The organism is Sphingomonas arabinosi (assembly GCF_036663715.1).
Taxonomy (GTDB): domain Bacteria; phylum Pseudomonadota; class Alphaproteobacteria; order Sphingomonadales; family Sphingomonadaceae; genus Sphingomonas.
Genome location: NZ_JAXOJN010000002.1, coordinates 522026 through 536106, shown reverse-complemented (window position 1 = coordinate 536106; position 14081 = coordinate 522026). Strand labels below are relative to the sequence as shown.

At 66.9% G+C, this 14081-nt stretch carries 13 protein-coding genes; 4 read left to right on the top strand and 9 right to left on the bottom strand.

Features of this window, described 5'->3' with window-relative positions; translation table 11 throughout:
* Nucleotides 1-3 precede the first annotated feature (3 nt).
* A complete protein-coding gene (locus tag U1708_RS05300) occupies nt 4-1959 on the bottom strand; it encodes a SurA N-terminal domain-containing protein (protein ID WP_332743434.1) in 1956 nt (651 codons plus the stop codon).
* Between the two features lie 173 nt (nt 1960-2132).
* On the opposite strand from U1708_RS05300, the gene tpiA reads away from it, so the two are divergent.
* Together tpiA and U1708_RS05290 are read left to right on the top strand one after the other, a co-directional pair.
* Nucleotides 2133-2876: a triose-phosphate isomerase gene (tpiA, locus tag U1708_RS05295; RefSeq protein WP_443029951.1), complete on the top strand. Its 744-nt coding sequence runs from the start codon at nt 2133-2135 to the stop codon at nt 2874-2876.
* A 185-nt stretch (nt 2877-3061) separates the two neighbouring features.
* On the top strand, nt 3062-3760 hold the full coding sequence (locus tag U1708_RS05290; protein ID WP_332743433.1) for a hypothetical protein: 699 nt from the start codon (nt 3062-3064) through the stop codon (nt 3758-3760).
* A gap of 138 nt (nt 3761-3898) precedes the next feature.
* Here the strand turns inward: U1708_RS05290 and U1708_RS05285 are convergent, their stop codons facing one another.
* Together U1708_RS05285 and U1708_RS05280 are read right to left on the bottom strand one after the other, a co-directional pair.
* Complete coding sequence (locus U1708_RS05285; RefSeq protein WP_332743432.1) at nt 3899-5284, bottom strand: leucyl aminopeptidase family protein; 1386 nt, start codon at nt 5282-5284, stop codon at nt 3899-3901.
* Nucleotides 5281-6672: a serine hydrolase domain-containing protein gene (locus U1708_RS05280; RefSeq protein WP_332743430.1), complete on the bottom strand. Its 1392-nt coding sequence runs from the start codon at nt 6670-6672 to the stop codon at nt 5281-5283. Before U1708_RS05280 ends, U1708_RS05285 begins: the two co-directional genes overlap by 4 nt.
* A 164-nt stretch (nt 6673-6836) precedes the next feature.
* Here U1708_RS05280 and U1708_RS05275 point away from each other — a divergent pair, with 164 nt between their 5' ends.
* Entirely contained in the window at nt 6837-6983 is a 147-nt protein-coding gene (locus U1708_RS05275) for a lmo0937 family membrane protein (RefSeq protein WP_107954842.1), read from the top strand.
* An 84-nt stretch (nt 6984-7067) separates the two neighbouring features.
* Here the strand turns inward: U1708_RS05275 and rimO are convergent, their stop codons facing one another.
* On the bottom strand, nt 7068-8420 hold the full coding sequence (gene rimO, locus U1708_RS05270; protein ID WP_332743428.1) for a 30S ribosomal protein S12 methylthiotransferase RimO: 1353 nt from the start codon (nt 8418-8420) through the stop codon (nt 7068-7070).
* A 94-nt stretch (nt 8421-8514) separates the two neighbouring features.
* Between rimO and U1708_RS05265 the strand changes: the two genes are divergently transcribed.
* On the top strand, nt 8515-9657 hold the full coding sequence (locus U1708_RS05265; protein ID WP_332743427.1) for an anhydro-N-acetylmuramic acid kinase: 1143 nt from the start codon (nt 8515-8517) through the stop codon (nt 9655-9657).
* Between the two features lie 397 nt (nt 9658-10054).
* Here the strand turns inward: U1708_RS05265 and U1708_RS05260 are convergent, their stop codons facing one another.
* The 5 genes from U1708_RS05260 to U1708_RS05240 all read right to left on the bottom strand — a co-directional run bounded on the left by U1708_RS05260 (nt 10055) and on the right by U1708_RS05240 (nt 14068).
* Nucleotides 10055-10381 (bottom strand): hypothetical protein, encoded by a 327-nt coding sequence (locus tag U1708_RS05260; protein ID WP_332743425.1) that lies wholly within the window; start codon nt 10379-10381, stop codon nt 10055-10057.
* A gap of 90 nt (nt 10382-10471) precedes the next feature.
* Nucleotides 10472-11644, bottom strand: coding sequence for a vWA domain-containing protein (locus U1708_RS05255; RefSeq protein WP_332743423.1), 1173 nt, complete (start codon nt 11642-11644; stop codon nt 10472-10474).
* Between the two features lie 172 nt (nt 11645-11816).
* Nucleotides 11817-12395 carry a CHAP domain-containing protein gene (locus tag U1708_RS05250; RefSeq protein WP_332743421.1) on the bottom strand — a complete coding sequence of 193 codons (579 nt, stop codon included), beginning with the start codon at nt 12393-12395 and terminating at the stop codon, nt 11817-11819.
* A 76-nt stretch (nt 12396-12471) separates the two neighbouring features.
* The gene (locus U1708_RS05245; protein WP_332743419.1) at nt 12472-13326 is read right to left on the bottom strand and encodes an AAA family ATPase; all 855 of its coding nucleotides are present in this window, start codon (nt 13324-13326) and stop codon (nt 12472-12474) included.
* Between the two features lie 67 nt (nt 13327-13393).
* On the bottom strand, nt 13394-14068 hold the full coding sequence (locus U1708_RS05240) for a DUF6975 family protein (protein WP_332743417.1): 675 nt from the start codon (nt 14066-14068) through the stop codon (nt 13394-13396).
* Between the last annotated feature and the right edge of the window lie 13 nt (nt 14069-14081).

Sequence of the window (14081 nt, the reverse complement as noted above, 5' to 3'; positions counted from 1 at the left end):
CGATCAGTTCCCGGTGCCGCCTTGGCCGAGCAGGTCGGCGCGGACGCGCGCGAGCGATGCCGCGTTGGTCTTCACGCCGACCTCTGCGCGGACCGCCTTGGCGAACTGCTCGACATATTCCCGACCGACCGAGCGGCCGATATTGGCGCGCGCGGCCTTGATCGCGGCGTCGTTGCCCGCCGCGTTGCCGCTGGCGATGCTGTCGAGCTTGATGACGAACCAGCCGCTGTCGTCGGGCGCGGCGAGCGTCTTGGCGGTGTTCGGCGCCATGCTGAACATCAGCGCGAGCGCAGGCGGTGCACCACGCGGATCGGCGGCAATCTGCGCACGCGACGCGGTCACCGGACGCGGCGCGGGGATCGGCAGCTTGGTCTGCGCCAGCGACTGCGCGATCGGCATGCCCTTGTTGATCCGTGCGAGCACGTCTGCGGCGACTTTCCGCGCAGCCTGACGCGCGCGGTCGGCACTCACGTCGCGCAGCACGGCGGCGCGCACCTGCGCCAGCGGACGCGGGGTGGCGGGAACGACCCGGCCGAGCGCGACGACGGCGAACCCGCCATCGGTGCCGAGCTGGACGAGCTGCGGGCCATCGCCCTCGGCCGCCTGGAACGCGGCGGCGACGAGCGGCGCCATCGCGGGATCGGGCTTGCTGGCGTCGTCGTCGGGATTGATGCCGCTGGCAATCAGCGCGGGTGTGGTGACGGGCGCCAGCTTCTGGTCGGCGACCACCTCGTCGAAGGTGGCGTTACCCGACAGCGAATCGTCGATCTTGTCGTGGATCGCGGACAGTGCCGCGGCCGACTTCTGGATGCCGAGCGCAGCGGCGATCTCGCCACGCACCTGATCGAGGGTGCGGCCGGGGACGTTCTCGATTCTGTCGATCTTCGCGACGGTCCAGCCGAGCGGCGTACGGACCGGGCCGATCACCGCACCGCTGGCGGCGGCGAAAGCTGCGTCGGCGACCTGAGCGGACGTCGTGCCGGCATAGGCGGCCTTCTCGACCCCGGTCTGGGTCGACGCTTCGAGACCCGCGGCGCGCGCGGCGTCGGCGAGGCTGGTGCCGGCCTTCACCTTGGCTGCGATCGCGTTGGCGCCGGCCTGATCGGCGACGACGACCTGCGTGATCGTGCGCTTTTCGGTCGCGGCATAGCGTACGCGATCCTGCTGATAGGTCTGGGCGATCTCGGCGTCGGTCGGGACGGCCTGCGCCTTGACCTGCTCCGGCGAGATGACCGCGTAGCGGACGATGCGGCGCTCGGGCACGGTGTAGCGTGCGATGTTGCGCTTGTAGAAGGTGGCGAGGTCGGCGTCGCTCGGCGCGGGGCCGGCGGGGACGGCCGCGGCGGGGATGAAGCCGATCGTGCCGGTGCGCTTTTCGAGCAGCAGCGAGGCGTAAGGGAGCGCGAGCTGGCTGGCGACCTGCGTCGCACCGGTGCTCGGGATCGTCAGCTGCTGCGCATACGTGTCGCGGACAATGTCGCTGCGGATCTGCGCGTCGGTCAGCTTCCGCTGGGCGAGCACCTGGCGGTACAGATTCTCGTCGAACTTGCCGGTCGGGCCCTGCAGCGCGGGGATGCTGGCGATCTGGCCGTCGACCGCGCGCTTGCTGACGACCATGCCCTGCGCACGGCCGAACTGTTCGAGCGCCATGCTGGACATGATCCGGTCCAGCGTGCCGTCGAGCCCGCCCTGGTTGACGAAGGTCGCCATGTCGAGCGTCGGCTGTTCCTGACGGAAGCCTTCGAGCTGGGTCTGCGCCTGCGTCTTCAGTTCGTTCTCGGTGACCTCGGCCTTGCCGACCTTCGCCACGTCGCCGCCGGTGATCCCTGCGCCGCCGGTCATCGAGCTCAAGCCCGTGATGTCGCCGGCCGCGAATGCGAGCGCGATCACGCCGAGCACGATGAAGGTGATGACCACGCCGACCTTCGAATGGGTAAGGCGGCGAAAGAAAGCGAGCATGGACAGCCGATCGACAGGGATGGGAACGCGGTTGCTTTACGGGGGCGAGGGCGGCTCTTCAAGTCGGGCGCTTCAAGGTCGTGCGGGCTCGGGCGGCCGTCGACTGGCGCGCGCGGGGGTTGTGCGGCACGGGGGCGGCGCTATCGCTTGGCAAAATGCTCGGGGAGATAGTGATGCGGCGCAAGCTGGTAGCGGGAAACTGGAAGATGAACGGGTCGCGGGCGATGCTCGTCGAACTCGATACGATCGCTGCTGCGGCGAACGCCGCACCCGGGGTCGACGTGTCGGTCGCGGTGCCGTTCACGCTGATCGCGGCGGCGTCGGAGCGCGTGCCGAACCTCGCGATCGGTGCGGAGGACGTGCACGAGGCGGACTCGGGCGCGCATACCGGGTGCGTGTCGGCAGGCATGGTGAAGGAGGTCGGTGCGTCGTTCACGATCGTCGGCCATTCCGAGCGGCGTGCAGACCAGCATGAGACGAGCCACGATGCGTGGGCAAAGGCGGCGGCGGCGCGGCGACAGGGGCTGAACGTGATCCTCTGTTGCGGCGAGACCGAGGCGGAACGCGACGCCGACCGCGCCGAGCGCGTCGTGCAGGCGCAGATCGAGAAGTCGGTGCCGGACAATGCGGACGGAAGCTGGTTTACGCTGGCGTACGAGCCGCGCTGGGCGATCGGAACGGGTCGCACGCCGACGCTCGACGAGATCGCGGCGATCCACGCCATCGCGCGCGCCAAGCTGCGGATGCTGATCGGCGATGCCGCGGCGGGGGTACGGATCCTGTATGGCGGCTCGGTGACGGGCGCGAACGCGGCGTCGATCCTGGCGACTCCGAACGTCGATGGTGCTCTGGTGGGCGGTGCCAGCCTGACCGCGGAGAAGTTCGTGCCGATCATCGAGGCGGCGGCTTCTCTTTGACGGACCTGCGGGTTCCTGGAATGCTTGCGTCGTACAGCGTTAAGTCCCGATAAACCCTATGATCTTAGGGTTGGTGGGATCTTAGGGTTGGTGGGATCTTAGGGTTGGTGGGATCTTAGGATTGGTGGGCGATTCGGCGACTTGATCGTTGGTCGGCGTGACGCGGCTTTCGTGCGAGGGTTTTTATGGCCAGATGGTTTCCCGGATGCGTAGGCGCCACGATCGCGGTCTGTGCGGTGGCGTCTGCGATGCCCGCTCGGGCCGAGACGCCGCGGGAATTGCTGACCCAGGCCGGCTTCGTCGATCGCGACCGCGGCGTTGCGCTGGCGCGGATCGACAAGGCGGCGGCGGTCGCGGGGCAGGCGCTGAGCCGCTCGCCGAACGACCAGGAGGCGGCGATCATGCAGGCGATGGCGAACGGCTATCGCGCGAAACTGCTCGGCAATCGCGGGCAGGCGATCGCCGCTCGGAAGCAGTACGAGGCGCTGGTGACGCGGTATCCGCGCAATGCCGAGGCGCAGGCGGCGCTGGGGGCGTGGCATGTCGGGGTGATCGCAAAGCTCGGGCGGTTCGTCGGGCGTGCGGTGGCGGGTGCGCAGAAGGCGACCGGGTTCGAGGCGCTGGACCGCTCGGTGGCGCTGGGTGGTAATCGCGCGATGTTCGCCGGGTTGGCGGGGTTGCTGCGGCTGGAGCTGGATCCGAACGATGCGCGGGGGCGTGCGCTGCTGGAGACGGCGAGCAGGGCGCCGACGCCGAGTGCGATCGACGGGTATGTGCGCAAAGCGGCGTTGGCGGTGCTGGTGCCGCTTCGCGCTGGCGATGCGAATGCGACGAAGGCGCTGGCGGATAAGTTGCTGCCGTTTGGGCAGTTTGCGGCGAGTTAAGGCCGCGTACTCAACCCCGCCGTCATTCCCGCGGAGGCGGGAACCCATATTGGCTAACGTATCAATGTGATCGCCGGCCGCTGAGGATATGGATCCCCGCCTGCGCGGGGATGACGAGCCTAAGGGTGACGTCTTCGACTAGCGCCCGTACCGCTTCGCCAGCATCGCGAAGGCCGCGCGCAGGGCGTAAGCCTCGCCGCCTTTAGGCCGCCCCGGTTTCGCCGACGGTCGCCACGCGAACACGTCGAGATGCGCCCAGGCCGTGCCCTTCGGCACGAACCGGCGCAGGAACAGCGCGGCGGTGACCGCGCCGGCAAAACCGCCTTCGGGAGCATTCACCATGTCCGCCACGTCCGACTTCAGCATCTCGTCATAGGCGTTCCAGAGCGGCAGGCGCCACATCTGGTCGCCCTCCGCAATGCCGGCCGCGATCAGGTCGGCGGCTAGCGGTTCGTCGTCGGTGAACAGCGGCGGCAGGTCTGGACCGAGCGCGACGCGGGCCGCGCCGGTGAGCGTCGCGAAGTCGAAGATCAGCTCCGGGTTGCTCTCGCCAGCCTTGGTCAGCGCATCGCCGAGGACGAGGCGACCTTCGGCGTCGGTGTTGGTGTTCTCGACCGTCAGGCCCTTGCGCGTGGCGAGCACGTCGCCGGGGCGGAAGGCGTTGCCGGCGATGGAGTTTTCCACAGCAGGGATCAGGAGGTGGAGGCGGACCGGCAGCTTGGCGGCCATCACGAGGCTCGCGAGTGCCAGCGCGTGCGCGGCGCCGCCCATGTCCTTCTTCATCAGCCGCATGCCCGCGGAGGGCTTGATGTCGAGGCCGCCGGTGTCGAACGTGACGCCCTTGCCGACCAACGCGATGCGGGGGTGCGACGGGTCGCCCCATTCGAGTTCGATCAGGCGTGGCGCGCGGTCCTTGCTCGCCGCCTGGCCGACCGCGTGGATCATCGGGTAGCCGGTCGCGAGCGCATCGCCTCGGGTGGTCGTGACCGTCGCGCCGTGGCGCTTGGCGAGCGTCTCGGCGGCGGCTTCGAGGTCGGCGGGGCCCATGTCGGACGCGCCGGTGTTGACGAGATTGCGGACGAGCGCGGTGGCTTCGGCCAGGCGAACCGTCTCGTCGATATGCGCGGCGTCGGCGGTCAGGAGTATGCGCGGACCGGTCGCGTCGGGCTTCACGTAGCGGGTGAACTGGTGCTGGGCGAGCATCCAGCCGAGCCCGGCTGCGCCCACCGGGCCTTCGGCGAGACGATACGATCCTGCGGGGAGCGAGGCGCCGAGCGAGGCGATCCGCCACGGCGAGGTAAGTGCCTCGTTGCAGACCAGCAGCATCGACCAGTCGTCGGCGGTGTCGCCGGGCAAGACCGCGCGGTCGCCGGGTTTGCCGGTCAGCCGGTGTGCGGCGACGGTCGTGCGGATGCGCTGCGACTGCTTGGCGAGCCAGCTTTCATACACATCGGGGTGGACGACGTGGATCGTGCGCGCGGGCTGGCCGCGGTCGGGTTGGAGCATCGAAGCGAAATCGGTCATGAAGCGGGCGCCACCAAAAGTTGTTCGTATCGGCCGGTCGCGCCCGGCTCGGCATAGGTGCTGAGCGAGAGCGCGCGGTCGGGATAGGTGATGCGGTAGGTGCGGTTGACGAAGCCGCCGCGCAAGCGGGTCTTGCCGGTTTGTGCGAACGCGGTGGGTTCGCCGAGTGCGCCAAGGCTGGTCTTGTAGTCGGCGAGCGCGACCGGCTTGAAGTAATAGTTCGCATCTTCGGTCAGCCCTTTTCGGTCGAGCGTGCCGGTGCGGAGCTGGTCGTAGACGGCGCGGGCGTGGGCGAGCGCGGCGGTGTCTTCGGCGCTGGCGGCGGCGGGCGGCAGGACGATCTTGGCGACGCCGGCGGAGATGCGGCCCGTGGCGTCGCTGAACCAACTGTTGGTGAGGACTACGATGGCGGCCTTGTCGTCGGGGTATACGGTATTTTCGGACAGGAAGCCGACTGCTTCGCCACTGTGCTCGATGTAGCGGCGGCCGTTGGCGCTGCCGGTGAAGACGCCGAGGCCGTACCCGTTGCTGCTACCGTCGGTGAGCTTGACCGGCGTCTCCTGTGCGGCCCAGTCGTCGGCGGGGAGCGTGGTGCGGTTGAGGCGCGCGACGTCCCATTTGGCGAGGTCTTCCGCGCTCATCGAGAGTTCGCCGGCGGCATAGAGCCAGCCGTCCGCGCTGGGCGTCTCGGGGCGGACGGGGCCTAGGGCGAAGCGGCCATAGCCTTGCGGGTAGGCCTTGCCGATCGCCTTGTCCTGGTCGAGCGCGCGGATGTTTAGTGGCTGGAAGATGCGTTGCTGGAGTAAGCTGAGCAGCGGTTGTTTGGCGACCTTCTCGACGATCATGCCGGCGACGACATAGCCCGTGTTGGAATATTGCCACTGCGTGCCGGGCTGGAAATCGAGCGGCTTCTTGGCCCAGCGATCGACGATCTGCTGCGGCGTGACGGGCTTGGCCATCGCGGCGAAACTGTAATCCTGCGGCCAGTAATCCTGGAGGCCGGAGGTGTGGCTTAGCAGTTGGCGGATCGTGATGCGGTCGCCACCGGTGATGCCGGGAATGTATTTGGCGACGGTGTCGTCGAGGCTGAGCTTGCCCTCGTCTTCGAGCAGCAGGACCGCGGCGGCGGTGAACTGCTTGGAGATCGATGCGATCTGGTAGGGGAGTTTGGGGTCCGCGACGGCGATCGCCTCGGAGGGTTTGCCGTATGCCTTGGCGAACACGATCCGGCCGCCGCGCACCACCGCGATCGAGGCGGACGGCACGCCGCTATCGCCTAGCGCGCCGGTCACCAGCGTGTCGATCTGCGCGGTTTCGGTGGGGGTGAGTGATTGCGCGATGGCGGGGGCGGGCAACAGCGCGGCGACGGCGAGAAGGCGGAGGATCATGGCGCGCAACGAAGCAGAAGCGGCTCGCGCGCGCAACGCCGCGATTTTAATTCCGCGGCGGTTGAAGGGGTTAGGCTAGGGCAGAAATGTTGACGGAACAGGGCGTGTTCCAGGCACGTTTCATCGAGCGACCGGGAGTTTTTTACGTCTCAGGGGACACACTCATGCTGTATACCATCGCCGTCATCCTGCTCATCCTCTGGCTGGCGGGCTTTGCCTTCCATGTCGCGGGTGGGCTGATCCACATCCTGCTGGTGATCGCGGTCATCGTCGTTCTGGTGAAGCTGTTCACCGGGCGCAACGTGGTCTGACGCTTGTTCTCTTGCGAAAGCGGGAGCCCAGGGTTGCGGGTGGTATCGCTTGGTATCCTGGGCTCCTGCGTTCGCAGGAGAACATTAGACGGGCACGCCGTATAGGTCGTGGTCGTCGGCGTCTTCGATCGTGACCGGGACGATGTCGCCTACCGTCAGGTGACCGGCATCGCGGAGGAAGACTTCGCCGTCGATCTCCGGCGCATCCGCCTTCGACCGGCCGGTTGCGCCTTCTTCGTCCACCGCATCGATGATCACGTCGAGCGTGCGGCCGATCTTGGCCTGCAACTTGGCCGCGGAGATCGCCGCGGTCTTTTCCATGATGCGGGCGTAGCGCTCTTCCTTGAGCTCTTCGGGCACGTGGTCGGGGAGCAGGTTCGCTGCCGCCCCTTCGACCGGCTCGAAGCGGAATGCGCCGACGCGGTCGAGCTGTGCTTCGTCGAGCCAGTCCAGCAGATACTGGAAATCCTCCTCGGTCTCGCCGGGGAAGCCGACGACGAAGGTCGAGCGGATCGTGATGTCGGGGGCGATCGTCCGCCAGTTGTGGATGCGCTGGAGCACCTTGGCATCGTTGCCGGGGCGCTTCATCCGGCGCAGCACCGACGGCGCGGCGTGCTGGAACGGGATGTCGAGATACGGCAGCACGAGGCCTTCCGCCATCAGCGGGATGACGTGATCGACGTGCGGGTACGGGTAGACGTAATGCAGGCGCACCCACGGCGCGATCTTGCCGAGTTCGCGCGACAGGTCGGTCATGTGCGCGCGGACTTCGCGTGCCTCGTTGCGCGACATCGGGCCGCCGGTCTTCACGGGCCAACTGGCGTGGCGGAGGTCGACGCCGTACGCCGACGTGTCCTGGCTTATGACCAGTAGTTCCTTGGTGCCGGCTTCGACGAGCTTCTCCGCCTCGCGGAGGATCGCGTCGGGGCGGCGGCTGACGAGGTCGCCGCGCAAGCTCGGGATGATGCAGAACGAGCAGCGGTGGTTGCAGCCTTCCGAGATCTTCAGATAGCTGTAGTGGCGCGGCGTCAGCTTGAGGCCGGCGTCGGGGATCAGGTTGAGGAACGCCGAGGGCGGCATCGGCGCGGCTTCGTGGACCGCGCCGACGACCTGCTCGTATTCGTGAGCGCCGGTGATCGCGAGCACCTGCGGGAAGCGCGCGCGGATCGCGTCGGCTTCCTTGCCCATGCAGCCGGTGACGATGACGCGGCCATTCTCGGCGATGGCCTCGCCGATCGCCTCGAGGCTTTCCTCCTTGGCGGAATCGAGGAAGCCGCAGGTGTTGACCAGCACTATGTCGGCGCCGGCATAGTCGGGCGACATCTGATAGCCGTCGCCGCGGAGCTGGGTGAGAATCCGCTCGCTGTCGACGAGGTTCTTGGGACAGCCGAGCGAGACCATGCCGATCTTCGGCGGGGAGGGAAGTAATGTTGCCATGAAGCCTGCGCACATAGGCGCAAAGTTCGGTTTTTTCTAGGCGCGCGAAATCGCTTCCGCCATGGGTGGGCGGATTGCGCGGGAAGGAACCGATATGCTGGCGATTGGACTGATGTCGGGGACGTCGCTCGACGGGATCGACGCGGCGTTGATCGAGACCGATGGCGAGGCGTTCGTGCGGCCGATCGCGTTTCGCGGCGAGCCGTATTCGGACGCGGCGCGGGCGGAATTGGCGGAGGCAACGCGGATGGCGCTGACGTTCGACAAGCCGCGCGCGAGCCCGCCGGTGGTTGCGGCGGGCGAACTGATCACGCGGGCGCACGTGTTTGCGGTGCACAAGCTGCTGGCGGATGCGGGGGTTGCGGCGGCGGAGGTCGACGTGATCGGCTTTCACGGGCAGACGATCGCGCATCGGCCGGATCGGCGGTGGACGTGGCAGATCGGCGATGGGGCAGCGGTCGCGCGGGCAACCGGGATTACGACGGTGTCGGATTTTCGCTCGGCGGACGTTGCGGCTGGCGGGCAGGGTGCGCCGTTGCTGCCGGTGTATCATGCGGCGTTGGCGGCTGGGCTGGAGGGGCCGGTCGCGGTGCTGAACCTTGGTGGGGTGGGGAATATCACCTTCATTCCGGGCGGGACGGACATGCATGACTCGCGGGAGATGTCGCCGGAGCGGGCGCAGATGGCGGATCGGGATGGGCTGGTGGCGTTCGATACCGGGCCGGCGAACGGGTTGATCGATAGCTGGGTCGAGGCGGAGACTGGTGCTCGGTATGATGCCGGGGGGGCGCTGGCGGCGTCCGGGCGGGTGGATGAGACGGTGTTGACGGCGATGCTCGATCATCCGTTTTTCGATGCGCCGCCGCCTAAGTCTTTGGACCGGAATGATTTTACGATCCAGCCAGCGCGGGGGCTTTCGGCTGCGGACGGGGCGGCGACCTTGACGGCGTTTACGGCGGCGACCGTGGCGGAGGCTTTGCGGCATTTGCCGGCGCGGCCGGTTCGGTTGCTGGTCGCGGGGGGTGGTCGGCATAATCCGACTATGCTGGCGATGATTGCCGAGCGGACCGGGTTGGTGGTGGAGCCCACCGATGTCCTCGGGTGGAACGGCGATGCGCTGGAGGCCGAGGGGTTCGCGTATATGGCTGTTCGGACGTTGAAGGGGCTGGCGATCAGTTTTCCGGGGACTACGGGCGTGCCGGTGGCGATGGTTGGTGGGGTTGTTGATCGGGTTTGAGGGGGGCGGGGGCCTGCCCCTGACCGGTAGTTAGCTTGTTCTCCCGCGAAGGCGGGAGCCTAGGCTGGGCTCCCGCCTTCGCGGGAGAACAAGAAGGGGCGGGCGTCTCGGTTAAGCTCTAACTGCTCCGCCGTAGAAACCCAAACCTTGTACCACCCCGGCGGAGGCTGGGGCCCAATTGGGGGACGGCGCTAACCGAGGGCAGTTCCTGGTTACTGCGACCTTTCCAATTGGGCCCCGGCCTTCGCCGGGGTGGTGCTATCGTTGGTAGACTTGTGTCCGACAACGCGCTGCCTCAGGGGTGGTGCTATCGTTGATAAAAATGTGTCCAACAACGCGCTGCATCAAACGCATGACCGCAAATGCCGGACCGAAGTCCGGCATCCCAAAAACAAACTCAGGCAGCCTTGCCCTTCTTGCCCTTGCCGGGCTTCGGATCGGCCGGCGTCGGGGCCTTCTTGTCCGCTTCCTTGGCCATCAACGCCGGTGCGGCGATCGCTGCTGCGATCCCGGCAATAACCGTCGCACCAACGGCTATCGCGGTCTTGGGGTGCGACTTTACCGCGTCGGTGGCGGTGGCGAGGCCGGCCTTGGCGGCGTCGGTTGCGTCATCGACCCAGTCGCTGGTCGTTGCGGTCTTCTTCGCGTCGGGCTTCGGCTTGTGGTCGTCGTCGTCGTGATGGACCTTGGCGTGGGGCATGGCGGAGTTGGGGATCGACGACATAGGGCTTGTCCTTCGGTGGGGGATGATGCCCGATAAACCGACCGCGTCCGTGACGGTTCCGTTACGGACACCCGCTTACCGCACCAAAGATCACCGTTTCCGCGTCAACTCGCGCATCGCGTCGTCGAGCCCGGCCAAGCTCAGCGGGTACATCCGGTCGTTCATCAACTCGCGGATGATCCGCACCGACTGCGAATACCCCCATTGCGCCTCGGGCACGGGGTTCAGCCACGCCGCTGCCGGATAGGTATTCGTCAGCCGCTGCATCCACACCGCGCCCGGCTCCTCGTTGAAATGCTCGACCGAGCCGCCGGGGTGGGTGATCTCGTACGGGCTCATCGACGCGTCCCCGACGAAGATCAGCTTGTAGTCGTGGCCGTATTTGTGGAGCACGTCCCACATCGGCGTACGCTCGGCGAAGCGCCGCGTGTTGTCCTTCCACACGCCCTCGTACGGGCAATTGTGGAAGTAGAAGAATTCGAGGTTTTTGAACTCGGTGGTCGCGGCCGAGAACAGTTCCTCGCAGAGCTTGACGAACGGGTCCATCGAACCGCCGACGTCGAGGAACAGCAGCAGCTTCACCGCATTGCGGCGCTCGGCGCGCATGACGATGTCGAGATAGCCTTGCCGCGCGGTGCCGGCGATCGTGCCGTCGATGTCGAGCTCGTCGGCGGCGCCGTCACGCGCGAAGCGGCGCAGGCGGCGGAGCGCCACCTTGATGTTGCGGGTGCCGAGTTCCTTGGTGTTGTCGAGGTTGCGGAACTCGCGCTGGTCCCAGACTTTCAGCGCGCGCTTGTGCGTGCTTTCGCCACCGATGCGGACGCCTTCGGGGTTGTAGCCGCCGTTGCCGTACGGTGACGTGCCGCCGGTGCCGACCCACTTGTTGCCGCCCTGATGGCGTTCCTTCTGCTCCTCCAGACGCTTCTTGAGCGTCTCCATGATCTCGTCCCACGAGCCGAGCGACTTGATCGCCGCCATCTCCTCGGGGGTCAGGAATTTCTCCGCGACCGCCTTCAGCCAGTCCTCGGGGATCTCGCTCGACGCCGTGCCTTTGGCTAGGCCGCGAAAGACCTTGGCGAAGACCTGGTCGAACTTGTCGAGCAGCCCCTCGTCCTTCACGTACACCGCGCGGGAGAGGTAGTAGAAATCCTCGGGCGTCCGCTCGATCACCTCGGCGTCCAGCGCTTCGAGTAGGACGAGATGCTCCTTGAGGCTGGCGGGGATGCCTGCGCTGCGGAGTTCGTCGAGGAAGTTCAGGAACATGGCCTTACTCCGTCACTGCTGCACGTCGGCCGTCGAAGGCCGCGGCGGTCGAAGGTGCCGAAGGCGCGATCGGCACCAGCGTGATCGTCAGAGTTTCAGCCCGCATCGTTGATCCCGCCATGTCCACGCTGTGGTGGTGCCATGTTTCGACGCTCGACGGCAATGCCGCAGATCAGCGCGCGATCGGTTGTCCACTAACCGGTACGTACGCGTCGATGAGTGCGCCGACGTAATCGGGGTTGCGGCTGGTCAGTTCGGCGGCTGCGTGCGCGCGACCGTAGATGAAGCCGTAGACCGGGTAGATCCCGCCGCCCAGACCGTCCACGTCCTTGTACCAAACCTTCACGTCGCTCCAGTCGTTGTTGCGCGAGACGTCGAACAGCGTGACATCCTGCTCCGCATGCCCGCGTTCGCCGTTCTGGCGCGACCAGTTTGCGTGGGTGAGCATGACGACGCGCTTCTCGACGACCCGGCTGACGACCGCGACATGGCCGAACGGCAGTCTCGCGGTCTTGGCGAAGACGATGACGGCGCCTTCCTTCGGGACGTGCGTGCGTTCGTATTTGCCCTCCGCCTGGTCCCACCAGGTCCAGGCGTTACCGTAGATCTGGATCCCCGAGGCGGCCCGCGCGAAGGGGACGCACTGGCCGACGTAATCGAGCAGCGACGCCGATTTCGAGGCTGTGGCCGGCGCTGCCACGGCGATTGCCAGCAGTGCCGGCGTCCAACGACGGAAAGCGTACAATCTCATGCCATAACCTTGCAGGAGAGGTGTGGCATTATCGTTGCCGCAGATGGTTAACGTGCGTCAATATCTATCCGTCCGCTCAACCCTGGTTCTTCTGTCGCTTCGCCATGAAGGCGAGGCGTTCGAACAGCATGACGTCCTGTTCGTTCTTGAGCAGCGCGCCGTGGAGCGGGGGGATCGCCTTGGTCGGATCGCGATTCTGGAGGATGTCGAGCGGCGTGTCCTCGTGGAGGAGGAGTTTCAGCCAGTCCAGCAGCTCGGAGGTGCTCGGCTTTTTCTTCAGGCCGGGCACGTCGCGGACGTCGTAGAACAGGTCCATCGCCTTGCTGACGAGGATCTTCTGGATGCCGGGGAAGTGGACGTCGACGATCGCCTGCATGGTCTGGCGATCGGGGAATTTGATGTAGTGGAAAAAACAGCGGCGGAGGAACGCGTCGGGGAGTTCCTTCTCGTTGTTGCTTGTGATGATGACGATCGGGCGCTCCACCGCGCGGACGGTTTCCTTGGTCTCGTAGACGTGGAACTCCATCCGATCGAGCTCCTGCAACAGGTCGTTGGGAAACTCGATATCGGCCTTGTCGATCTCGTCGATCAACAGGACCGGCGGCGCGGGCTGGGTGAACGCCTCCCACAATTTGCCCTTGCGGATATAGTTGCCGATGTCGTGGACGCGCGCATCGCCGAGCTGGCCATCGCGGAGGCGGGCGACCGCATCGTATTCATAGAGGCCCTGCTGCGCCTTGGTGGTGGACTTGATGTTCCACTCGATCAGTGGTGCGCCGAGTGCCTTGGCGATCTCGTAGGCGAGGACGGTCTTGCCGGTGCCGGGTTCGCCCTTGATCAGCAGCGGGCGGCGCAGCGTCACGGCGGCGTTGACCGCGACCTTCAGATCGTCGGTCGCGACGTAGCTCTGGGTGCCCTCGAAGCGCTTCATGCGATGTCCCGTCCAGTTCTGAATACCGGGTATGGATAGAGGGTGTCGGGTGGTCGACGCAAGCGGGTTACAGGTCGCCGCGGGCGCTCGACCGTGCTTCGAGCAGCGACCACAGCCCGCGGTGCTGTGCGAAGAGTTGCTGCGCGCCGAACAGGATGGCGCGCTGCGGGCCGGGGGACGCGCCGAGCGATGCGATGATCGCGGCGGTGTCGGTTTCCGACGGAAGGGTAAGCAGGGGGACGGCCACCCCGAACCGTTCCGCCGCGACGTCGAGCACGAGGCGGATCGAACACCAATCGATCAGCAACGCCGCGACCGCCCCGGTTGCGCACCCGCGCCGCTCCGAACGGGCGAGGGTCTCCAGCGCGTGACGTTCGCCGACCAATGCCGATTCGGTTTCCGCCTGGCCGGGGGTCGAGGGCAGGGGGCCCACCGCGGCGGTGAGTTGGGCGAGATAGGTGCGTTCGTCGGCGAAACCGCTGGCTGCGCGCGCGAGCCAGTCCGACGCCTCGGGCTGGACGGCGCGCGCGAGGACGTCTGCGATCAGGCCCGGATGCTCGCCGTGGACGGCACACAGCGCATGGACCGCATCGGAGAGATTGCGCTGGCCGGGACCGCCGGCGAGCAACCGCGCGTGATGCGGGTGAACCGTGCTGCCGTCGGCGTCGGCGAGACCGATGAGCGCGTCCCATGCGCTCCGCTCCCCCGGCCCCCCGCTTTGTATGCCCCCGTTCGATACCATTATTTTTCCGGCC

Bases quoted from the DNA above. Each gene is read 5' to 3' on its own strand.
- U1708_RS05300 (WP_332743434.1), bottom strand. From the start codon at position 1,959: ATGCTCGCTTTCTTTCGCCGCCTTACCCATTCGAAGGTCGGCGTGGTC.
- tpiA (WP_443029951.1), top strand. From the start codon at position 2,133: ATGCGGCGCAAGCTGGTAGCGGGAAACTGGAAGATGAACGGGTCGCGG.
- U1708_RS05290 (WP_332743433.1), top strand. From the start codon at position 3,062: ATGGCCAGATGGTTTCCCGGATGCGTAGGCGCCACGATCGCGGTCTGT.
- U1708_RS05285 (WP_332743432.1), bottom strand. From the start codon at position 5,284: ATGACCGATTTCGCTTCGATGCTCCAACCCGACCGCGGCCAGCCCGCG.
- U1708_RS05280 (WP_332743430.1), bottom strand. From the start codon at position 6,672: ATGATCCTCCGCCTTCTCGCCGTCGCCGCGCTGTTGCCCGCCCCCGCC.
- U1708_RS05275 (WP_107954842.1), top strand. From the start codon at position 6,837: ATGCTGTATACCATCGCCGTCATCCTGCTCATCCTCTGGCTGGCGGGC.
- rimO (WP_332743428.1), bottom strand. From the start codon at position 8,420: ATGGCAACATTACTTCCCTCCCCGCCGAAGATCGGCATGGTCTCGCTC.
- U1708_RS05265 (WP_332743427.1), top strand. From the start codon at position 8,515: ATGCTGGCGATTGGACTGATGTCGGGGACGTCGCTCGACGGGATCGAC.
- U1708_RS05260 (WP_332743425.1), bottom strand. From the start codon at position 10,381: ATGTCGTCGATCCCCAACTCCGCCATGCCCCACGCCAAGGTCCATCAC.
- U1708_RS05255 (WP_332743423.1), bottom strand. From the start codon at position 11,644: ATGTTCCTGAACTTCCTCGACGAACTCCGCAGCGCAGGCATCCCCGCC.
- U1708_RS05250 (WP_332743421.1), bottom strand. From the start codon at position 12,395: ATGAGATTGTACGCTTTCCGTCGTTGGACGCCGGCACTGCTGGCAATC.
- U1708_RS05245 (WP_332743419.1), bottom strand. From the start codon at position 13,326: ATGAAGCGCTTCGAGGGCACCCAGAGCTACGTCGCGACCGACGATCTG.
- U1708_RS05240 (WP_332743417.1), bottom strand. From the start codon at position 14,068: ATGGTATCGAACGGGGGCATACAAAGCGGGGGGCCGGGGGAGCGGAGC.